This window comes from Bacillus sp. FSL R9-9410 (assembly GCF_038050385.1).
GTDB classification, from domain to species: Bacteria; Bacillota; Bacilli; order Bacillales; family Bacillaceae_G; genus Bacillus_A; species Bacillus_A cereus_U.
The window spans coordinates 2,200,813-2,223,521 of sequence record NZ_JBBOTV010000001.1; the positions used below are offsets into that span (position 1 = coordinate 2,200,813).

The window sequence follows — 22,709 nt, forward strand, 5'->3', positions numbered from 1 at the left end:
ACCGGTACAGTTTGTATTTGTTCACATTGTAGCACTAGATCAGAAAGATTACTATATACGTATACTGGCCAGTAAGAAATCAACTACTATGAGGTGAAATTATGAAAAATACAACAAAAGCATATATATCAGCATTACTCTATTCATTTATTATTGGATTTTCATTTATGTTTGTGAAACTAGCACTAACCATTACGAGCCCTCTTGATACCCTTGCTCACCGTTTTACAGTTGCTTTCATAGCAGCAAGCATTCCGGTTATTTTCGGTTTTGTAAAGTTAAATATATCATTCAAAAACATACTTGCCCTTTTACCACTTGCAATATTTTATCCAGCACTGTTCTTTGCTTTCCAAGCATTTGGTCTAGTATTTACAAGTTCATCTGAAGCTGGAATTATACAGGCTGCTATCCCTATATTTACGATGATACTAGCTTCCTATTTTTTAAAAGAGTATACAAATATATGGCAAAAAACATCTGTACTCGTTTCTGTCATCGGTGTCATTTATATATTTATCATGAATGGTATCGGTGCCCATGAAACTAGCTTCATCGGAGTTATTCTCATCCTGTTATCGGCATTATCATCTGCTTGCTATAATGTGTTAGCTCGAAAAATGACAAAGAAATTCAAGTTAATAGATTTAACATACACAATGACAGCAATCGGTTTTATTAGTTTTAATTTCATCGCGATCATTGACCATATGAACAAAGGTACAATAACTGTATACTTTAAGCCATTTACGAACGGAACATTTCTTATCTCTATTTTATATTTAGGATTACTATCATCCTTACTAACGGCCTTATTATTAAACTATTCATTATCTTATATTGAAGCAGCTAAAATAAGTGTTTTTAGCAACTTATCTACACTTATTACTATAATTGCAGGTGTTGTATTCTTACACGAGCAAATTTCCTACTATCATATTTTCGGTACACTTATGATTGTTCTTGGAGTAATAGGCACAAATTTTTTAGGCAAAAAAGGAATCATAGCGAAAAAGAAGAATATCTCCTTGAGTAAATAAAAAGTGAGGGGTAAATAATGCAGAACTCTAATACGATTGATATTCGTAATTTACATGAGCTTGAAAAAGAATTGTCTACTTTATTAAGTACGTCTATTTCTTCTGGAGAAGATTTAGAAAACTGGCTAAAAGCTCAGTCAAAATTAACATCTGAAATCGAAGAACAATTAAGATCACACTATATTGCTTTTCAATGTAATACAGATAACAAAGAAATAAAAGATACGTTTGAATATGATCAACAATATGTAAGGCCTCTTTTGAAACGTTATCAAAATTCATTTGATAATACATATTTAGAATCACCATTCCGAATGCAACTAGATCCAAAAACTTATAGCATACTTGATAAAAAAATAAAGAATGCACAAACATTATTTTGTGAGAAGAACATTGATTTAGAAGTAAAAGAAGACAAATTAGTAACCGAGTACTTCGAAATCACTGGGAGTTTAACTGCGATATGGGATGGCGAAGAAAAAACGATAACTGAATTACAATCTTACTTACAAGATCCGAATCGTGATATACGAAAAAAAGCAAAAACACTTATTTCTGAACAGTACTTATCTGTTGAAAAAGAACTACAAACCATTTTAAATGAATTAATAACAATCCGTCACCAAAAGGCAAAGAATATTCAATTAGATAATTATCGTGATTATATGTTCAAAAAATACGAACGTTTTGATTATACGGCTCAAGATTGCTATGAACTTGCAGAATCTGTTCGTAAATACGTTGTACCACTTATTGATAATATATTTAATGAGAAAAAAGCTGAACTTCAAGTAGATACACTTCGTCCGTGGGATCTAAAAGCAGCCGCACCAAATCAAAAAGTATTAAAACCTATTGAAGACGAGAGTGATTTAATCGAAAAAAGTTCTCATATTTTACACAAACTAGACCCTGAATTCTCTGCATTGTTGAGCCGTATGCATAAAAATGATTGCTTAGATTTAGAAAGTCGTAAAGGAAAAGCACCTGGAGGATTTTGCGAACACTTACCTGCTTCTCAATTATCTTTTATTTTTATGAATCTCAATCATACACATTATGATGTTACTACTTTCCTCCATGAAATGGGCCATAGTATTCATAATGAATGTATGAAGCAGCTAAAGCTACAAAAATATTTAGAAATCCCTTCAGAATCAGCTGAGCTAGCCAGCATGACAATGGAATTGTTTTCGATGGAGTATTGGGATACATTTTATGAGAATACAGAAGAATTTATAAAAGCAAAATTAGATTTCTTTAAAGATATTGTTAAGTATTTACCACAAATGCTTATCGTTGATCAATTCCAACATTGGATGTATGAAAATCCAAATCATACTGCTAAAGAAAGAAATGAAAAATATTTAGAATTACATAACACTTACCAATCGAATGTGGTAAATATTGAAGGTTATGAAAACTGGATAGCAACTGGCTGGTTACCTGTACTACACATATTCGAAATACCATTCTATTATATCGAATATGCAATCGCGCAACTTGGTGCATTGCAAATGTATAAACAATATAAAGAGAATCCTAAACAAGCACTACAAAATTACAAAAAAGCATTATCTCTAGGTAGCTCTGAATCCTTACCAGAGGTATATGAAGCAGCTGGAATTCGTTTTGATTTTTCTAGTGAGACAATAAAAGAATTAATGGCATTTGTAGAAGAGGAACTGGAATTACTTAAACAAATATAAATAAAAAAATGCATCTGTCCTTATAGGTGCATTTTTTATTGTTTTTTTATTCAATACAAATTGAATCTTTATCTCGCTTTATTAATAAGCTCTATATATTGTAGGTCCCCATATCCTATTGTTGGAAAAAGATTAAACAACCTTTTTAGTAACTCTTGTGTTGGTAAATCTTTATTTTTGGAGATATACTTTACTACTACATTATTTTCTTTTAGCATCTCTAAATATAAATCTATCGCCTGATACATTACAGGTAGTATCTCATGAGATGGCTTTTTATGATTTACTAGAACTTCATTGTAAACAGAAAAATAGTTCCCTAATTCAAGTTCAATTTGACTTACTTTAAATTCATCCTCTCTGAAGCTATTTAAGTATAATTTTCTTAACTATATCCCTAAAGAAGAAACTACTATAAGAGAAATTGCATCTGACGTTTTAACTTCTATAAAGGAACTTCCAAAGAATCCTTCAAATTACGGCTTAATACACGGAGATTTTTGGTTAGAAAATATATTAGTGGAAAATGATATACATTTAACAATGATTGATTTTCAAGACTGTGAGAAACATTTTTATATATTCGATTTAGCAGTCCCAATCTATAGTGCGATAGAATATTCATTCATTGGGAATGGTAACATAGTCGACTATGAGAATTCTATTACAAAAGCAATAATCGACGGATACCAGGAGGAAAATGATCTACCTAAAGAAATGATAGAGCAGCTTCCATTGTTTATTAAATTAAAGGAGATATTCGAATATAGTTTAATGCATATGTATTGGAATAAAGAAGAGTTAACTGAGGAACAAGTACGGATAATGAACCTTTATAGAATAAAGATTGAAAAAAGCCATTCTTTAAACACAGTTGGTTTCCTATGAAGTACACCCAATTGTTACATTCAGTTTAACAATTGGGTGTACTTTTCTATAGATAAGTTTTCTTCAAAAGACAAAATACAAGGAGCGAAACGATATTTAATCGTACAGTGGCACCTATTTTTCAATCCATTCAACGGATTTATCTAGCTTAATACCATCCTCGATATTACTTTCTTCCAAAGTATTTGCCCTAGCTTGAATACAAATAAAATAGAGCGGTTCACTTGAATTATTACGCCAAATTCTTTCCCCCTCTTGTGCTACCCTAATGACAGTGCCCTCTTTGATTTCAAGGATTTCATCATCAATCTTGAATTCCCCTTGTCCCTTGACAAAGATATATAGCTCTTCATTTTCTCTATGCTTATGATAAAAAGACATTGAAATACCTGGAGGAAAAACATTAAGTGAAACTTCCATCCCTGTACATTGTAAGTCATCTTTAAGAAATACCTTTCCAGGAGCTTTAAATGGATTTCCATTTTTATATTGAAGTAAATCCTCCCATTTTCCTACTTGAACAGCAATAAAGTTTTTACCTTCTATTGTTGAATTAACAAATTGACTCATTTGTATTCTCCTCTCATATTTGTTTTTCATGATTTCACTTTGTAATCTCTAATGAATTGAACAAAAAAGAAACCGAACAGTCTCTTTTTTGGTAAAAAACAACTCAATTAATTGTCCATAATGTATCATTTGAAATGTACTGTCGATTTTGAACAAGGATCTACTCCGTCCTCTAGCTTCAGACTTCATCTTCATTTTATTTAGAATTTCTAAAAGGCGAAACAATAAAATTTTTATACATTACTATCTATTTCAACTTGTAAATTAAGGTCTCAGCAGCTTCCATCATAATCTCACTTAAAGTTGGATGAGCATGAGGTGTTAATGCAATGTCTGCAACTGTCATGCCTGATTCGATTGCTAAACCCATTTCGGCAATTATTTCTGATGCACCATTACCCACGATTTGAGCACCAACTAATACACCATCTTCTTTACGCACCAATAGCCTCAAGAACCCTTTTCCTTCATTTGATACAAGTGCACGACCGTTTGCTGAAAATGGGGATTGAATCACTTTTACTTCCATGCCTTCTGCCTTTGCTCGCTCTTCAGAATAACCAACTGTTGCTAACTCAGGATTGGTGAAGCAAACTGCTGGAATTGCCAAGTAATCAACAAATGATAGTTCACCAGAGATAGCTTCAGCAGCTACTTTCCCTTCGTAAAATGCTTTATGTGCAAGCTGTGGACCAGCAATAATATCACCGATAGCAAAAATGTTCGGAAGGTTAGTACGGCATTGTTGATCAACTTTTAATAAACCGCGGTCAGAAAACTCAATACCGATTTTCTCAAAACCCATATTTTCAGTATTAGGACGACGACCAACCGTTACTAATACGTAATCAGCGTCAACTTTCTTTTCTTCACCACCAATTTCGTAGGTAACAATTACACCATTTTCAACTTCTTCAACACCTTTAGCGAATGCATCTACTACTACTGCCACACCTTTGTTTATGAGGTCTTCTTTCACAATTTGAGTCATTTGTTTATCGAAGCCAGTTAAAATATCTTTACCTCCTTCAATAATTGTTACTATAGAACCGAGGGAAGCGTAAGCAGAGCCCAATTCAGTACCAATGTAACCACCACCGATTACAACCAATTTACTTGGAACTTCAGTTAAACTAAGTGCACCTGTAGAGTTAATCACACGTTTTGTAAATTTAAATGTTGGAATTTCAACTGGGCACGAGCCAGTAGCTATAATTGTATTTTTACATGTATATGTTTGAACTGCATCTTTATTGATTACCCGTATAGTGTTAGCATCTATGAAATAAGCTTCACCTTTTATCACATCTACTTTATTACTTTTTAATAACCCTTCTACACCATCTACTAATTTTTTTACAACGCCGTTTTTAAATTCTTGTACTTTTGCAAAATCAACATTTACACCAGAAGAAAAAATACCCATATCTTCTGAATGCTTTGTTTCCTCAAAGCGATGACCTACAGAAATAAGTGCCTTAGACGGAATGCAGCCGACGTTAGCACATACGCCACCAAGATTCTCTCTTTCTATAATTGCCACTTGTTGCCCTAATTGTGAAGCTCTTATTGCAGCAACATATCCTCCAGGGCCAGATCCAATTACGATTGTTTCAAATTCTCTCATATCCCTTTTCACACTCCTCCAAAAATTAGAAACAGGTAGGCCAAAATCATTCATACTCTACACATTTTTCAATTTACTATTTTGTATTAGTACTATTCTTCTCTCATTTGTTTTTTAATAGTTTCATCATGGAATTTCTATTAAGTGATCACCTCCTAAAAAAGAAACTAATCAGTCTCTTTTTTACGATAAAAATTACGGCTCACTTGGCCGTAATTTTTTGTTTCAACTCAGCTAGAAGCTGAGACGATACTGCATCAATATAGACTGTATCTTGATATAAACGTGATAAGGCAAGTGCTCCTTCAAGAGAAGAAATCCAGATGATAGCAATCTGCTTTGCTTGAGTATCTGGTTTAAACTCTCCTTGCTCAATTCCATTCGTAATAATCTTTTCAATTATTCCAATTAATTGATTCATCGCTATCTGTGCTTGTTCTGCCATGAGAGGATGGGAATCATCTGCTTCTAACGTTACGTTCATGATTGGACACCCTCCAGGAAGAGGATCATTATGAATGAGAGATGTAAAAACTGAAATAAAAGTTTTTAACTTATCCAACGTATTGGATGCTTTTTTTATCTCTTCGACATAACGCACTCCCATTTGTGAGGTTGCGTGCTGGAAGGCTTGAATAGCTAATTCATCTTTATTTTTAAAGTGACGATAGATGCCACCCTTCTCTAATCCAGTCTCTCGCATAATATCAGAAATTGAAGAACCACTATACCCTTTTACATTAAACAGGGCAGAGGAACGATCAAGAATCATTCTTTTTGTTAATTCACCTTTACGCATAGTGTCCTCCTAAAAGAAAACGTTTGGTCTCTTTTTAGTATATGACAAATCGAAAAGAATTAGCAAGAAAAAATATAGAAATGAAGATAGCTTTTATTTATAGAGATTTATTCTCTGCCAATCTAGCCGCAGTAATTATAGGAGCCCACTGGAAAATTTCATCTCTTGATAAACCTGTATTTTTGCAATATATATGTAAATACATTTCAGCTAATTCCACTGAATTCTGTGAATACAATAAGTATGTCCGAAACACATCTGCGCGAATATCACCCGAACTAGCATCAACCCAATCTATAATTTTCATATCATCATTGCTCATAATTAAATTAAACGGATGAAAATCACCATGACATAATCTAGGTTCAAATATGATTGAATCTAATCTTTTTAATATATTTCCCTTTTGTTTTTCATCCAGATTATGCACGGAGTTAATTTGACGATAAAGGCGCTCTTCCATCGGTTCTATTTCATCCGGTCTCACAGAGATAGCATGAATTTTTTGTTGTATACTTACACAAATATTTATGTAGTGCTCCGCTTGATTTAAATTATTGAGTAAGAGTTCACCTACACTCTTCCCTTGTATATACTCCATAATAATAGCTTGTCTACCTTGTAACTTTGTAACTTCATATACTTTAGGAACTTGTAAACCACGTGAATACGCGAATTTTTGTTTATTAGCTTCATATAAAGATTCTGTATTAGGAAGATATTCTTTAAACAATTTCACAACTTTATTATCATTAAGATAAATTTCCGCTGTATTCCCTTTTGCAATCGGATTACCTAGATTCACTTCATTTCTCTCCTTAAAATAAATTAGAATAGCGCCTTACACTTCTCTATAAATTCACTGTAATCATAACGAAAACCTTTTCACGAATATACAAAAAAGCTTACCACTTTCTATCCTTAAATAGAAAGTGGTAAGCTTAATTTTCTAGGAATATCGGAATGGAACTCTGGTGTATGCAAGACAGTAAATGAATATCCCTGTTGAATAAATGATACTTCATTATGTTTACATTCAAATGGGACACTATTTTTCTTAAAGTTATTTTGGATTTCTTGCAAAAATACACGATCCGGTGTTCCGAATGAAACACGTACTTTCGGTGGTAAAGCTTGCATCGCAATTGGAATCCAAGGTCGTTGCCACCAAGTTGCAACGATATATGCTGTTCCACCAATAACAAAGTTAAAAATATCCCCATCTTCCTTCGTTTTCATATCTAGATTTGATTTCAACCATTCCGTAAATACAGGTACACTTTTAACTGGAAGACCAATTTCCCTTACGTATAAAATGTTTAAGGGGGAATGTGGAACTAATACCTCCTCTTTAATATAACTATGTGCGATAATTTCGAGAAGATTTCCATCACCGTCTTTAAAGTATAAATTGAATAGACCTTTCTCCTCACCAATTGTATTTCCATCTTTCCATTTCACAATGAGTAATCCAGATCCTTCAAGCCATCTTGCTGTTTCATGAAATTTTGAATATGGAATCTCAAAAGCGAAATGCGCAGGTGCAATTGGTTCATATACTTCCTGGAAACTAATTGTTGTGTATGGTGTTACTTCAAATTGAATAAATGACGCTGTTTCTTTTTTTATTGGAAAAGATAGTATATCTCCGTATACTTGTTTTACTCCTTCTATAGAAACAGTTTGTAGTTTAATATCTGAAATGTGTGTAATCATTGTAATAAACCTCCAAATTCATTATATTTATTAGTATTGTATTTCAAAGACTAACAGGAAAAACCCATCTGGAGATTGAAACTTTAATTAACAAACTACTACTTTTGTATTAGAACAGTTAAGTTAACATTATCGGCTAATACAATAAAATCTTAACTTCAAGCAGTTTGCGTTTTAGTACAAATAATTGGTATGAACGACCACATCAAGATATAATGAATAATATCTTAAACTAAAAGGAGTGTTGTATTGTGACTCAAAGAATTTCTTACTATGATGCTGCACCTGATGCTATGAAAATTATGATGGACATGGAAAAATACACAAAGCAATCAACGATTAATCGAACGACTAGAGAGCTTATTAAAATTAGAGTTTCTCAGATCAATGGCTGTGCTTACTGCATAGATTTACATACATCTGATGCGCGAAAAATGGGAGAGACTGAACAAAGAATTTATTGCTTAAGTACTTGGGATGAATGTACTTTTTATACACCAGAAGAAAAAGTCGCTATTGAACTAGCTGAGCATATTACACTTATTCCTACTAAAAGAGTTCCTGAATCCTTATATAAACGCGTATGCGAACATTATGATGAAAAACAATATATTGACCTTGTCTTGATTATTAATCAAATTAATAGTTGGAATAGAATTTCTATTGCGATGGGAAATACACCGGCTAAAAAATAACACTTTAAGTAAACATCTTACTTACTCTCTATACGTTATTTCTTTATTACATACGCTTCAAAAAGGTTGATTCTTATACATTACAAGAATCAACCTTTTTAAGTTATATTGTATAAAGACATTACCAATGGTTTTTTATTTCTTCTACTATAACTTCCGGGTAATCCCAATGTAACAGATGGGTAGAATCTGGGATTATTTTTACTGTCGCTCTTGTTCTCTCACTAAAAATACTCGCTGTCTTCCCTCTATATTCATCCCAAATTTCTGGTACTGTAGCACGAAGTAATATTATATTAGATGGTAACTCCTCATATATATCCATTGTTTCATCTTTGTGCATGCCTCTTACGATATTACCAGCTGTTGTACCTCTCACATGCCAACATACTTTATTATTTATTTCTATACCAAGATCCTTAACTGCAAGTTCTAATAATGGAGACCACCTTGTATAAATTTCTTTTTCACTTTTAAGGAAATCATCCCAACTATTAAAAACATACTCTTCAAAGTCCTTTTCATAATAAGCAATTTCTTCTTCCAATGTTTCTTCTTTAAGCCTTTTTGTTTGATACCCTCCATCAATGAGAATACTCCCTAATACCTTTTCTGGATTATTTAATAAATAAAATAGCGCTACAAAACTTCCCCAAGAATGTGATAGAAAATAGAAATATTCAATTTTCAGTTCATTAATTATTTCATTTAACCAATTTGCTAAATTCTGCATCTCATAATCTTCCGTTCTTTCAAAGAGCGGTGTCTTACCATGCCCAGGTGCATCAATGGAGATGAATCTATACTCTTCCTTTAATTCCTCTGCAATTTCTATAAAACTTAAACTCGTACTACCTAATCCATGTAAACAAAAGATAACGGGCTTGTCATTATTCCCCCATTCAGTAATATGTACGTTTATTTTTTCATTGTTAATATAGTAACGTTTCAAAACAAATATCCTCCATATTTCGATTTTTTGATTAACACTTTACTTATTTCTATTTTTTAAAAGTTTTCCCTGCATTCTTTTCCACACAAAAAAAGCCGATTTTCTTTAAAAGAAACTCAGCTTTTACGCTAAAATACATTATGATTTAACAGCAATAATCATAAACCTTTTTGAATTCGTACGAATCCCTTTTTCAGAACTATTAGCGTCAATAAACTTTTGTAAAATATTAAAATCCTCTTCCTCTTCTCCAAATCTAGGAATAATAGGCGTATGTTTTAATAAGAAAATGAGATCTTCAGGTGTACTGTAATAATCGATAACATCGTATTCACGTACTTGCACGAGCTCAAATCCTGCACTAATAAGTTCATCCATATATTTTTCTTTTAAAATGCCATCTCTTTCGCCTAAGCATTGCCCTCTGCCAAATGCTTCTTTGAGATTTAATTTATCATGTTCGCAAACTTGTTGAGTTAAGAAAAAAGCACCCTTTTTCATTACTTTTGCCAATTCAGATGCTATAAACGGTGCATGACAACTAGAAGCAATATCAAAATAAGCATGCGGAAACGTTAAAGCTTCAGAACCCATTTGGAGAAACTCAACATTTTGTACACCTGCTTTTTTTAAGTTGGAATGTGCTGTTTCAATCATGCCATTAGAATTATCTATTCCAATTAATAATTTGGCTGAAGATGCTATGTTAAGTACATTTTCTCCTCCACCTGTACCAACATCAAGTAGAATGTGTGATGGTTTGCATCTTTCTTTCACTTCGCCATAAAAATCCCAAGTGTCACCTACAGTTTCACATTTCAGCTTACTGAAGTCCCACCCGTTTGCTCGTCCCACTTTATTATAAAAATTCTTATAATCTAATTCATTCATTTTATTATTTCCCCTTTGCAGAAAAGCATTAAATATCTAATTTTGATAATTCTCGAAATAGACTCAAAGGTGATATATTCGTAAATGGGCTTACGTCTCTTTTGATATCCGGTACGCATTTTTCATCCCAAAACAACTAGTTACTTCGAACAATAGGGAGCTTTATCAATTTCACCTCATTTGGAAGATTATATGTTTAATAATCTCTAACACTATTTAATTATATATTATAAAATAAAAATTTTTAAAACAATAAATTCTCACACACTCTAATTAGTTTACATAATAATTTTATAGTTCACCTTTGTCGATATATTCTAAATGTCCTCTTCCCCAACCACACATACTATCCAAAACAGTGCTTACTGTTTTTCCATGTTCTGTTAAGCTGTATTCAACTTTAGGTGGTATTTCTTGATAAATTTCACGTTTTATAAGTTGATCTTGTTCTAATTCACGAAGCTGCTTCGCTAATGTCCCTTGAGATATATCTGGTATTAGCCGCTTTAATTCACCAAACCCTTTCGTTCCATCTGTTAGCAAAATAAATAAAAGAAGTGGTTTCCATTTCCCACCGATTATTTTTAATGTCGCTATTACTCCTTTTAATTTCGGTTCCTCTAAATTCATTTTCCTCACCACTCCCCTCAAATCATAAATTATAATGAATAATTTTTTATATTATGTATCCATATAACAAGCGATTAGTACGAAATTCGCGACTAAGTACATATAAAGTGCGTACTTTTCAATAGTCATTTTTTAACGAATAATAAAAGAAACACAATTTCATTTTAAATCTTATATTAAGGGAGATGTTTAATCATGTCTATTACTGTATTAAAAGATAAACGCATCGTTATTATTGGTGGGAGTTCTGGTATTGGATTAGCTACAACAAAACAAGCAATCGAACAAGGCGCACATGTTATTATTGCAGGGCGCTCAGAAGAAAAATTAAAAGCTGCTCGAGAAGTAATAAATAACAACCATCTTCAAACTTATGTGTTGGATAATCAAAATAAAAAACAATTACAAGATTTTTTCAAGGATGTCGGGAATTTTGATCATTTATTCACACCAGGTGCCTCTTATACACTTGGGTCAATAACCGCTACGGATGAAATTGCGGAAAGTAGCTTTACCGGAAAGTTTTGGCCTCAATATTATGCCGTAAAATATGCAATTCCTTTTCTTTCAAACTTTGGATCTGTTGTGTTAATGTCTGGTGCATTTAGTCAAAGACCACTTAAAGGTGCGCCTGCTTATGGTGCTTGTAATGGGGCTATTGAAAGTTTAGGGAAAGCTTTAGCTGTTGAATTAGCACCGATTAGAGTTAATGTTGTTTCTCCTGGAACGATACAAAGAGAGAATGAACAAAATGAGAAAAGACTAGCTGCTTATGAAGATTATAAATCTCTTTCTCTTGTACAGAGACCTGGACATAATGATGAAATTGCACATACCGTCCTGTATTTAATGCAGAATAGTTTTACTACAGGTAATGTATTGTTTCCTGATGGAGGATACACATATCATTAATTTGTAAAAATTTAACGCCTCCTTAGATTAACTAGTATTGAGGAGGCTAGTATTATTAATTTAGAAAGTGATCTAATAATGTAGGATCTTCAATCTGCGAAGAAAAACAATAGTGTTGGAAGCTTGTAAGCAAGTGAATTTTATGACAACGGCAACATTACGGGCATAAAAAACCAGTTGATTGAGAGCAACTGGTTCAATAAAGGTTTTATATTGGATATTCATTCAACCAAATTAATGCTTGTTCATAATCATCAAAGAATTTCACAGATTCTTTTGTATTGGATTGTTGTAAATAATTCATTATCTCCCCTTCTTCAAGGAGAAACGCAATTGCTTTACTGTGATTCAAAATGGTTTCATTGAAGAACTTATCTTTCCATACTTTTTGAACAGAAAAATGATCTGGTGTGTATCCTTTTCTATCCACCAACAATTTGAATTTCCGACCCTCAGAAATAAATTGCTGACAAACCTGCTCGAAGCCATTAAACCATTCATAAACATCATCTGTTTTAATCTTGCCAATTAGATGGGTAACAATTAAATCTCCTGAAACTGTTGTGCTGATATTCTGTTTACTCAACTTGGAATCATCTCCCTTAGTTACAATTATGCGTAAAAATCTCATGAAATCAATAAGGATAAAATTCTTACGCAATAAAGCAACATTATTTACGAAAAGAGCCTAAAGAAAAAAGGCATATCAATAATGCCATTTTTCTTTATCATTATTTAATTGGATAACAAACCTCAGTAACCCACTTATTAGGATTCGATTCCATCGCGGGGCTAACATGATAAATATTAAACATCGATCCCGTTAATTCATAACCTTCCGCTTCAATCCATTTTGCCGCTGCTTCATTTACGTCTGTCATTTGTTCATAACTTCCGTTTACTATTATAGATGCTACCTTGATTGGCTCTATCTTTTTAAAATGAACATCTTTTGTATTTTCGTACTTCCCTAAAATATTTAGCTGTATTTCTACATCTACATCATTTCCCTTGTATTCTTGATCATGGAAGACAGCAATACTATAACTTGGATTAGCTATACTAATATTTTTAACATTAATTTCTTGCATTAAAATACTCCATAAATCTCCTTCGCAATTATAAGATGGAATAACCTTTCTAACGCTTGCTACTTTTCTTTCTGGAATTTCTTTTAACGAAACATGATAGTTCATCTCAACAAAATCCTCTCTCATCGTTTTCAGTAAGTCTTCGAGGAAACGTAATTGTTTTTGGAGATTGTGCATGTCTTCCTTTATTTGAGCACTACGATTTACAAATTGCGATTTTATTACTTCAATATTTTCACTCTCTACTATTTCTTTAATAGCAGCAATATTAAATCCCATATCTTTTAACGTTTGAATTTGATTTACTTTCTTTAATTGTGCAGCGGAATAATAGCGATAGCCATTTTGTTCATCTACTTTTTCTGGCTGCAATAATTCCACTTTATCGTAATGTCTCAACATACGTATGCTAATGGAAGAAAGTTTTGAAAAATCCCCTATTTTGAACATTAGCTCCTCCTATTTATTACAATTATTCGAAGCTCAACTTAAGCTTAAACAATGACATAGTGTGAGAGTCAACTATTTATAACGGTTTAAGTGATTATTTAATACATTATATTTACATAATTAAAAACCCTTACGATTCATTTACCAATTTACTTTTCAATGCAATACATATTGATATTAATCCATTTACGGTCAATAACATAACTATAATACTAGTGAGTAAAGCTACATCTGCAGCAAACATTTTAATTGTCTGCCACGGTGAATTTGTACTATAAATAAGAAGTGGAATTAAAATAATAGATAATATTAGAAACAAACTCCCTAGAAAAAACCAGATCATTTTTTTACGGATTTTCTTACGTTTATACTTTATTATTAGCATAATTGCTGTAATGAAAAGTGTGAAAATTACTATTGACATAACAAGTTGAACTATTGGTATATTTCGGGGTATACCAACAGGTTCTTCACCATTCAAAATATTAATAATACCTTTTTTCAATGCTGGCAGTGCTGTTTCTTCTAAAATATGATTTTTATTCGTTAAAATCACACCACCCCAGCCAGTTTCATTTAAAATAAATATTTCTGCATGTGAATCCGGAGTTGACCCTGAATGCCAAACCATCTTTTCGTTTCCATTTATATTTGTTGTCCTCAGTCCAAATCCATAATGTTTTTCTGAATCTACTTTATATAGTGGTGATAAATAAAGATCCATACTATCTTTATTTAAAAATTGCGTATGCTCTTTGTGATTCAAAAACTTAATGAATTGAATCATATCTTCTAGATTTGCTGTAATATAGCCATATGGTGACCCACCATTATCATACGACACCGTACTTTTTCTTGGTATTCCAAACCATGATTGGTAACCTGTTAAATAACCATTTTTATAAGAATCCTCACTATTTGCTGCTGTACCATTCATTTTTAATGGCTGAAAAATTTCCTTCTCCATATAAGTAGAGTATGTTTCTTTTGAAACTTCCTCAATAAGTGCACCAAGAATTAGATAATTCGCATCACTATATTGATATTTTTTTCCGGAGGAAGCAGTTAATTCTACATTTGAAAGTTTTTTCACATTTTCTTTTATAGCTGTAGTGTTTTTAGATTGCTGATCTGATAAGGTTAATCCTGTATAAGTACTTATGCCACTAGTGTGATTTAAAAGGTGTTTTATTGTTATGTTTGAGGCGAATTGGTTGTCTTTTACTTTAAACCAAGGAAGATGTTGTTGAACTGAATCCTCTAAATTAATTTTTTTATCTTCTATTAACTTCACTATAGCTAGGCCAGTTAATGATTTACTTATTGATCCAATTGCAAATGGTGTTTTACTGGTTACCTTTTTTTCAGACTCCCCGGTATTCCCCCATGATTCTTTGAAGAATACATCTTTATTATGTACAATTGCTATAGAAGCTCCTGGAATATTTTGTTCCTTTAAAAACTTTTCAATATACTTGTCTAAAGTAACTTTAATATTTTGCTGAGCGTAAACTTTTGGATGTATACTACATAACATTAACACATTATAAAATATACAAATTAGAAACAATTTATATTTAAATGTCTTCATCTTAATTAATTTCAGATAACTTTCTTTTTTTATAACTTACTAAGCTTATAAATACTAAAACGGAGATTGTAAAACTAATCATTATTAATAAAGAGTTCCACCATTGATTTTCTGTTATTCGATATAAAATATTATAATTAAATGTCTTATTACTATTGTTTGGACTAAATGATTCAGTTAAAAATATTGAAAGTGTAGTTTGTGAGATGAGGTAAGTAATCAAAGAGATGAATATTCCACCTATGATTAATGTACTAGATTTTTTATTTACGTTTCGAAGTTGTTTCATTTTTACTCGCAGATCAATTTCATTTATTTCCAAAAAATCTTGAACAAATAACTGAGGCGTTCCTAAATCATTTATACTTTCTTCACCATGTTCACGACATTCTTGAATATGTTCTAAAATTTGTTGTTTAATATTTTCCCTTTCCTCTAAACTTATATCGTATTGCTTTAAATCCTTAAGTACGTCAGTTAAAAATTGCTGTTCTTTATCGTTTAATTCATTCCTCATTTCAGAAGGTCTCCTTTCAAACCACTCTTTAATAATGTTTTAATATCAAATTGCAACTCTAACCACTCATTAATTTTCTTCTCAAGACGTATTTTTCCATTTTCATTAATTTCGTAATAAATCCTAACTTTACCACTATCCGTTACTTCTTGATAAGTATTAACCCACTCTTGATTTTTCAGTTTAGTTAAAATCGGATAAATACTTCCTACTCCTTTCAATTTCAAATTATGTCCTTCAAGTTCTTTCATAATTTCATAACCATAACTTTTCTTTGCAGACAAAATAGACAATACACACATTTCCAAATGACCTTTAATTAAACTTGTTCTATCCATAGGATAAATTTAACAGAAATATATACTTCATTCAAGTATATATTTCTGTTAAATTTAAAAATTAAGAAAATAATGATTATTTTTATTGAAAAATAGCAAAATTTCAATATGATTTACTCCAAATAATTTCCCGAATTCTTTTCACCCTTTAATATATTCAGTACCAAAATCATTATTTATCATGACAAATAATCATTTTTATACAATAATAATTACATAATAAATAATGATTATTAAAACATTAACACTTAATTACACCGATTCACATACACCGGTGTACTACTAAGACTTAGAAAAAATGATTTAATCAGTTATATCAACCTGCTATACCTTTCAGCTTATCAATTGTTAATTTACGAATATTTTTTTTACCTTTTGTCTAGCTAGATTAACATTTTAAAACCAACAAGTTCTTCTCCAAAACAAAAACTCATTTGCAGATTATTGCAAATGAGTTTTTAAGTATTAACTGACAACTAGCTTTTTAAATTTTTTTGGTTTAATTATTCTGCTCAAGACATTCATAAACTGCCATCATTTCTCGCTTAGTCAACTCACGAATTCGATTAAATATTAGAATGTCTGCAACATCCTCAGTTCGTAAGCTTTCATCAACAACATCACTAACTTTTCCAGTTAACCATGTTTCTACGTCTATGTCATCGACGATTTCTTTACGTCCTTCATCGTTAATACCACTTGCATTACAAGTTACACACGGAATTGTTAATTTGAACACGCCGTCATGCAGGTTATCTTCTGTTATTACTTTTTTTCCGTTACAGAATGGACATGGGTTACTTTTTTTAATTTTATTAATTTGGGTAACTAATTTTTTGTAACCAAATGCTTCATACACATATGTTAGTTTTTTATATTTTCCATTTGTGAAATACTTATCCATGATAGTTTCTCTTGTTTCATTGATATTTTGGAAATCACAAATAGTCACCCTATTTTTATTGCTGATTGATTCGATATTACCTTTAATTTCGCCCCAGAATGGTAAAACATTTTGTAACACCATTTCATAGTTTGAAAAGCTTGCTTGTTCTAATTCAAACATTTTCAGTGCGACTTGTGTTTTCCTAGGCAGTAAAGAAACATCTTCTGTCATAATCATGTCGTCACCTACGATAGATTTCAATTTGACGAGTACAGGTAAATCTCCTACAATTTTTAATACTTCGTTAAGCGACTGGTTAATAATTTCACGAATATCTGTGTCTCCAAATTTAAGTGCTTTATGGTGGTTTAATACAGTCCCCTCACAAATTGGACATGTCATCATTTCTTTAGAAGTCTTAATATCTTCTTTAATAGCTGCTTTTGAAATAACAATATACCCGCCAATAATCGTATTAAATCCTACCCATGTTCTACGTGTCTTTCCTTTCTTATCATAAAAGGACTTATCAAAATAGCCGTACCAAAATGTATGTTTCTCTTCCTCAGACATATCATCATAGCTCTTCGTCAAATCGTGACCTAGCTCATTTTTAATTTCTTCAAATAGAAATTCTATTTTTTCATATTGATAAAACTTTAATACTTTCATGATTTCCGGATAGAATAGACCATCCCAAAATGGAATGTTTTTATCTTGAATTACAATTTCCTTATCAAAGATTTCTATCTTAAGACGGCCTGAACATGATGGACAATGATTATCCTGAGAATAGAAATCGAAACTTCTCGTATCTTTATTAGTCGGATGAGCAGCTACAATATGATTGATCAATCCACCAATTTCATATAAGAAACTATATTGACTATACAAATGTCTTTCGAGATCAATAGCAACAACAGGTGCAATTGTATCTGATTCGTATTCACCGTAAATTAAACGAGCCATTGATGATAAGCTTTTTAATATGCCACCCTTGTAGATGTTTTCTGCATTTTTAAAATAAGAAATATGATTTTCTTCTAAGTAGTTAATTCCATTTTGTTGATTCAGTGTTGAAGAGATTTGTAATGGAGTAACTTTATCTATATCATTTTTTTGACGATAATACTCATCATGACTCACAACATCAAGATGTTCTACAGATGCATGTTGTCTTTTACCAAAATCAACGATAAAATCAGAGCTTTCTAACATATAGGCATTATGTTCAATCATTACGATAGAGACTGATTCATCTTGTAAAATCCCCCTGACACTATCGATAAATTGATTTAATATATTTTGTGATAAACCTTTTGAAGGCTCGTCAAAAATAAATAGTGTATGTGGGTTTCTTGATTTTGCAAATAGCTCCGAAACTAAATGAACACATTGAAACTCACCAGTTGATAATGTTTGTGTTTTTCGTTCTAATGTTAAATAGCCCAGTCCTAATTTGATTAGTAGGCTCAAGCGTTTATACGCAATATCTTCGTTTGGAATTTCATCAATAATATCCTCAATTGAGCGCTCAAAAATATCATCAATTTCTTCACTATACTTTGTCAGTTTCTTTTTAATATCTAAGAAAGTTGCTACAGTTGATCGACTTGTAATCGATTGGTTTCGATCTTGCCCTACCATAACTAGTTTATCTTTTGGATATCGTTTCAAGAAATCTGTAGCTAAACACTCATTGACAAGTGTAGATTTCCCGCATCCAGACTCTCCTGTAACAGTTACAAGTCTATTTTTAGGAATCTGAAACTCAGTCATTTGGATATTTCGGCAATATAATTCATGGAATGTATAATATTCTGTTGGCATTTTGTAATTTCGTTCCGATAGTATTGGCTTTGGCCTTGGTGATTCTTTTACGATTTTTCCACCATATTTTCCACTACCAGGTCCGAAGAACATTTGCTCATCCGTTGTATCCAGTACTGTATCTGAATGATCAATGAGCCAAATTTGATTTTTGTACCCTAATCTTTCGATCTCTTCTAATATTTGTAATAATGTTTCGTGATCAAGCCCCACGGAAATCTCATCAATAATAATTACAGCATTTTCACTTACTGCCATGAATTCAGCTAAGTAAAGTCGTGTTAATTCTCCACCTGACAACGTACCCATAATTCGATTTAATGTTAAATAACCAATGTTCATATTGATAATATTTTGCAGTATATGTTGTTTTGCTTCACTAATATTTAATTCTTCTACTAGTGAAAGAATAGATTCAACACTTAAATCATTAATATCCGAAATTGTATGTGATTCAGCAAATAACTCAATAGTACGTTGTTCAACTTCTTCACTATAACGTTTCCCCTTACATTTTTTACACTCAATATTTTTAGTAGTACCACGCCCTTTACAGCCAGCACACCAACCTAATTGATTATTAAATGAAAAGACTTCAGGAGAAAGATTAAATTCTTCCGCTAATTTTTCACGAATCTCTTTAAAAACACCTGTATGAGTACCAATCGTCGAACGCGGATTGGAAGAAATTGATGATTTCCCTAAAAAAAGTACTAAAGGCATTTCTTCCATTTTAATTGCACTAAAATTAGTTTCCATAATATTAGGAAATAAGTATTGATATTCAGCCTTTGGCAATAAGGAAACTAGACGCTTCTTTGATTCTTCACCAATTGTTTGACAAAGAGTTGTTTTTCCAGATCCAGATAAACCAGCAATACCAAGTGATTTATTAAACGGAATAACAGTATCAAGTTTATTTATGTTATTAGCAATTAATTGATTTACTTTCATATTAACCTCTATTCTTATTTTTCCACAAAATCATTTTTACAATATAATAATTACATAATGAATATTACCTATTATACAATTATCCTCTCACTTCTTGAATCTTATCCTTGTATTTTCCGAACCATTGTTGCCATTCGTTTTTAGAAAATTCCTTCTCTTCCTCTTCTAAAACTGAAGAAAAAAGGTCAAGACAAATATGCCAACCAGCTATATCTTTTGGTGTATGATCAGTTAATTCATGAATGTATTCTTTAAGTAGTAAAAGAGAACCATTTTCCTCTTTATGTATTTCAAATCGGACACGATCTTTATCCCATGTGAATTCAAGTACTGAATTTAGTTGGCACTCTAAAATCTCAATATTTAAAAATGAACCATCCATCATGTCGAACTTTATAATTCCACCTGTTTTAAGGTTTTCAATCTGTAAATTAGACATCCATTTTTTAAGCTTGCTGTTTTCAGTTAAAACAGACCAAACTTCCTCTATTGTATTGGGAAATTGGCGTTCAAATTTTATAATATAGCCATCAGTTTGTTTCTCTATTTGAGCTAACATATTTATTTCCTCCTACTCTTGTATAGAATGTATGTTCCTGTTTTATTTTACACGAATTTATGTATAAAAGAAATCTCTATGGCAATGAAATATTAATTTAATGTGTGAATGGTATCTTGAACATTGATTGATTTATTATATATTCTCTCCATGTGTTTATTACAATAGGCGTACCTCAACATTTCCGCAAAAAAATTCAACATGAGAAAACGTTGATTTATTTACTTTATATGATATTTCCATTAAATATTTAAAAGCAATTTCCTTTAAGATAAATGGTGTTAATAAGAGCTAATATAGTATTCAAATCAAGTTATGTAATGTTCAAAATCACTTATTATGTATGTCTAATTCCTTGCTAAACGTAGGTTTACAAAACAAATAAAAAAAGCCGCATTTGCGACTCATGAACTGATAGAACTAACACCTATTTTAGGTGAATGACTTACCTTTTAATCGCGTCAACAATTAGCGATGGAAAACCAAGTTTATCGCCTCTATTTCTAGAATCATACCTTTTCGAACGGAAAATAACGCCGTCATTCGCATCCCATTCTGTGTAATAAAATTGACCATTTTCATCACAATATTCAAGTAAAACTACCTCAAATCCAGCAATTTCAAACATTTTCGTTAATGTTTTATAATTATGTACGATTTTATGGCTTGCAGCTGGGTGGTCTTTCGGGCCAGGGCCGCCTATTTGAACTATATTTTGGTAGGTTTCATCTCGGAAAAATGCATCAGGCACTCCGCACCGAATATGACCTGATGGCTTTAAAAATTTATAACAAATTTCAGCTGCTTTTACACCTTCTTCAAAAGTAAGATGTTCCCATACATGCTCTGCTAAAATAGCTGAAATGGAATTGTATTCAAATCTTTCTTCCCAAGTGGTATTGTCTAGTAAATTAAGTTCATCTTCTTGCGTTTGAACCCAACCTGGATTATTATTAAATACTCCAGCTCCGACTACTACTTTAATTTCGTCTTGCTTAATTGCCATCACTTTCACCTCATAAATCTTTTAATGTATTAATATATTCTATGTTTACTATACATTTTCCTTTTTCAACTAAAGTGCCAGTTAGCTCAATAAGATAGGTAACAAAACTTCTGTTATTTTTACTTATCCTCCCACATACAGCAAAAACGTTTATAGTGCAAAATAAAAAGCGAAAAGAATAATTCCTTCCGCTTTTTATAGCAATAAATACATTTCATATTGTGCTAAAGAATTCTTTTCAAATCCAGATTTCTTTAAAAACCCTTTCAGTAAATTGTTGTTTGGAAACCCAATTGATAAACTTGATAACTTTAATTCTTCACTTGCTACCTGTAATAATTTCGTCCCAACACCAATATTTCTATAGTCTTTGTCTATGAAAATAAAACTAATTTTACCTTGTTCATTTACACATACAGAACCTTTTATATCACTATCAACATATGCACCGTAAAATGTATGATTTGTTTTTTCGATATAATCAATATCATTTTGCCAATTTATATGGAAGTTTAACCATTTCTGAATTTCAACTTTAAATGTTGGGAATTCTAATTGTTTTACTTCAATATTTTTATTACCTTTATTCATTATTTCAGTTAAATCATTTAAATTATAATAAGAAAGTTCATATACTTTTTCATAACCAAATTTATTATAAAAATTAATCGCTCGGTCATTACCTACAATTACTTCAAGAAAAAGTTGCTTGCATCCATTTTGAATTGCCTCTTCTTTATGCAGTTCAAATAACTTTTGACTTACACCAATGCCGCGATAATCCGGATGAACAGCTAAAGTTCCGCAGCGCATTGTTTTTATACTTTCATAAACCTTTATACCACCAAGTATTACACCAACAGATTTGTCATCATCTAAAGCAAGAAAGGAGTGTTCTAGCGAATTCCCTTCTGGCCCAAAAAATCTTTTTATAAAATCTTCTTTTGAAACTTCCATTTTAATGATGTAATCTGAAAATCCATCCTTAAAAGCTTTATACACTAAATCTATACTTACTTCACTAAATCTTTTGTATTGAATCATATAAGTATAATCCC

21 protein-coding genes and 2 pseudogenes are annotated in these 22,709 nt (G+C 31.6%); 5 read left to right on the forward strand and 18 right to left on the reverse strand.

The genetic code is table 11. The features are described 5' to 3' along the window. Positions 1–101: 101 nt before the first annotated feature. Positions 102–1,040 (forward strand): DMT family transporter, encoded by a 939-nt coding sequence (locus tag MKX77_RS11535; protein ID WP_341306699.1) that lies wholly within the window; start codon positions 102–104, stop codon positions 1,038–1,040. A 17-nt stretch (positions 1,041–1,057) separates the two neighbouring features. Continuing rightward, complete coding sequence (locus MKX77_RS11540) at positions 1,058–2,749, forward strand: M3 family oligoendopeptidase (protein ID WP_341306700.1); 1,692 nt, start codon at positions 1,058–1,060, stop codon at positions 2,747–2,749. A 68-nt stretch (positions 2,750–2,817) separates the two neighbouring features. Here MKX77_RS11540 and MKX77_RS11545 read toward each other — a convergent pair. Continuing rightward, positions 2,818–3,132 (reverse strand): annotated as a pseudogene (locus MKX77_RS11545) (AraC family transcriptional regulator); the annotation flags it as partial. Here MKX77_RS11545 and MKX77_RS11550 point away from each other — a divergent pair. Next, positions 3,122–3,637: pseudogene (locus MKX77_RS11550) on the forward strand (phosphotransferase enzyme family protein); the annotation flags it as partial. The pseudogenes MKX77_RS11545 and MKX77_RS11550 sit on opposite strands and share 11 nt — an antisense overlap. A 114-nt stretch (positions 3,638–3,751) precedes the next feature. Here MKX77_RS11550 and MKX77_RS11555 read toward each other — a convergent pair. From MKX77_RS11555 to MKX77_RS11575, 5 genes are all read right to left on the reverse strand, one after another. After that, positions 3,752–4,207, reverse strand: coding sequence for a cupin domain-containing protein (locus tag MKX77_RS11555; protein ID WP_341306701.1), 456 nt, complete (start codon positions 4,205–4,207; stop codon positions 3,752–3,754). Between the two features lie 247 nt (positions 4,208–4,454). Further along, the gene (lpdA, locus tag MKX77_RS11560; RefSeq protein ID WP_341306702.1) at positions 4,455–5,834 is read right to left on the reverse strand and encodes a dihydrolipoyl dehydrogenase; all 1,380 of its coding nucleotides are present in this window, start codon (positions 5,832–5,834) and stop codon (positions 4,455–4,457) included. Positions 5,835–6,036: 202 nt separating this feature from the next. Beyond that, the gene (locus MKX77_RS11565; RefSeq protein WP_341306703.1) at positions 6,037–6,633 is read right to left on the reverse strand and encodes a TetR/AcrR family transcriptional regulator; all 597 of its coding nucleotides are present in this window, start codon (positions 6,631–6,633) and stop codon (positions 6,037–6,039) included. A 97-nt stretch (positions 6,634–6,730) separates the two neighbouring features. Further along, the gene (locus MKX77_RS11570; RefSeq protein ID WP_341306704.1) at positions 6,731–7,438 is read right to left on the reverse strand and encodes an aminoglycoside phosphotransferase family protein; all 708 of its coding nucleotides are present in this window, start codon (positions 7,436–7,438) and stop codon (positions 6,731–6,733) included. A 116-nt stretch (positions 7,439–7,554) separates the two neighbouring features. After that, entirely contained in the window at positions 7,555–8,349 is a 795-nt protein-coding gene (locus MKX77_RS11575) for a VOC family protein (protein WP_341306705.1), read from the reverse strand. A 251-nt stretch (positions 8,350–8,600) separates the two neighbouring features. Between MKX77_RS11575 and MKX77_RS11580 the strand changes: the two genes are divergently transcribed. Beyond that, on the forward strand, positions 8,601–9,044 hold the full coding sequence (locus MKX77_RS11580; protein WP_002147733.1) for a carboxymuconolactone decarboxylase family protein: 444 nt from the start codon (positions 8,601–8,603) through the stop codon (positions 9,042–9,044). A 121-nt stretch (positions 9,045–9,165) separates the two neighbouring features. Here the strand turns inward: MKX77_RS11580 and MKX77_RS11585 are convergent, their stop codons facing one another. The 3 genes from MKX77_RS11585 to MKX77_RS11595 all read right to left on the reverse strand — a co-directional run bounded on the left by MKX77_RS11585 (position 9,166) and on the right by MKX77_RS11595 (position 11,517). Next, positions 9,166–9,996: an alpha/beta fold hydrolase gene (locus MKX77_RS11585; RefSeq protein WP_341306706.1), complete on the reverse strand. Its 831-nt coding sequence runs from the start codon at positions 9,994–9,996 to the stop codon at positions 9,166–9,168. A gap of 138 nt (positions 9,997–10,134) precedes the next feature. Continuing rightward, positions 10,135–10,887 (reverse strand): class I SAM-dependent methyltransferase, encoded by a 753-nt coding sequence (locus MKX77_RS11590; RefSeq protein WP_341306707.1) that lies wholly within the window; start codon positions 10,885–10,887, stop codon positions 10,135–10,137. A gap of 291 nt (positions 10,888–11,178) precedes the next feature. After that, positions 11,179–11,517 carry a winged helix-turn-helix transcriptional regulator gene (locus tag MKX77_RS11595; RefSeq protein WP_341306708.1) on the reverse strand — a complete coding sequence of 113 codons (339 nt, stop codon included), beginning with the start codon at positions 11,515–11,517 and terminating at the stop codon, positions 11,179–11,181. Positions 11,518–11,712: 195 nt separating this feature from the next. Between MKX77_RS11595 and MKX77_RS11600 the strand changes: the two genes are divergently transcribed. Next, complete coding sequence (locus MKX77_RS11600; RefSeq protein ID WP_002200425.1) at positions 11,713–12,429, forward strand: SDR family oxidoreductase; 717 nt, start codon at positions 11,713–11,715, stop codon at positions 12,427–12,429. A 208-nt stretch (positions 12,430–12,637) separates the two neighbouring features. Here the strand turns inward: MKX77_RS11600 and MKX77_RS11605 are convergent, their stop codons facing one another. The 9 genes from MKX77_RS11605 to MKX77_RS11645 all read right to left on the reverse strand — a co-directional run bounded on the left by MKX77_RS11605 (position 12,638) and on the right by MKX77_RS11645 (position 22,695). Next, the gene (locus tag MKX77_RS11605; RefSeq protein ID WP_098988656.1) at positions 12,638–13,060 is read right to left on the reverse strand and encodes an STAS/SEC14 domain-containing protein; all 423 of its coding nucleotides are present in this window, start codon (positions 13,058–13,060) and stop codon (positions 12,638–12,640) included. 100 nt (positions 13,061–13,160) lie between these two features. Then, the gene (locus tag MKX77_RS11610; protein WP_341306709.1) at positions 13,161–13,970 is read right to left on the reverse strand and encodes a MerR family transcriptional regulator; all 810 of its coding nucleotides are present in this window, start codon (positions 13,968–13,970) and stop codon (positions 13,161–13,163) included. A 130-nt stretch (positions 13,971–14,100) separates the two neighbouring features. Next, the gene (locus tag MKX77_RS11615; protein WP_215581797.1) at positions 14,101–15,561 is read right to left on the reverse strand and encodes a serine hydrolase domain-containing protein; all 1,461 of its coding nucleotides are present in this window, start codon (positions 15,559–15,561) and stop codon (positions 14,101–14,103) included. A 1-nt stretch (position 15,562) separates the two neighbouring features. Next, positions 15,563–16,078 (reverse strand): hypothetical protein, encoded by a 516-nt coding sequence (locus tag MKX77_RS11620; protein ID WP_341306710.1) that lies wholly within the window; start codon positions 16,076–16,078, stop codon positions 15,563–15,565. Beyond that, the gene (locus tag MKX77_RS11625; protein WP_033710985.1) at positions 16,075–16,416 is read right to left on the reverse strand and encodes a PadR family transcriptional regulator; all 342 of its coding nucleotides are present in this window, start codon (positions 16,414–16,416) and stop codon (positions 16,075–16,077) included. Before MKX77_RS11625 ends, MKX77_RS11620 begins: the two co-directional genes overlap by 4 nt. Positions 16,417–16,915: 499 nt before the next feature. Further along, the gene (locus tag MKX77_RS11630) at positions 16,916–20,086 is read right to left on the reverse strand and encodes an ATP-binding cassette domain-containing protein (protein WP_341306711.1); all 3,171 of its coding nucleotides are present in this window, start codon (positions 20,084–20,086) and stop codon (positions 16,916–16,918) included. A 79-nt stretch (positions 20,087–20,165) separates the two neighbouring features. Beyond that, on the reverse strand, positions 20,166–20,645 hold the full coding sequence (locus MKX77_RS11635) for an SRPBCC family protein (RefSeq protein WP_341306712.1): 480 nt from the start codon (positions 20,643–20,645) through the stop codon (positions 20,166–20,168). Between the two features lie 445 nt (positions 20,646–21,090). Then, complete coding sequence (locus tag MKX77_RS11640; RefSeq protein ID WP_033728073.1) at positions 21,091–21,654, reverse strand: class I SAM-dependent methyltransferase; 564 nt, start codon at positions 21,652–21,654, stop codon at positions 21,091–21,093. Positions 21,655–21,846: 192 nt separating this feature from the next. Then, positions 21,847–22,695: a GNAT family N-acetyltransferase gene (locus tag MKX77_RS11645; RefSeq protein ID WP_341306713.1), complete on the reverse strand. Its 849-nt coding sequence runs from the start codon at positions 22,693–22,695 to the stop codon at positions 21,847–21,849. Positions 22,696–22,709 lie beyond the last annotated feature (14 nt).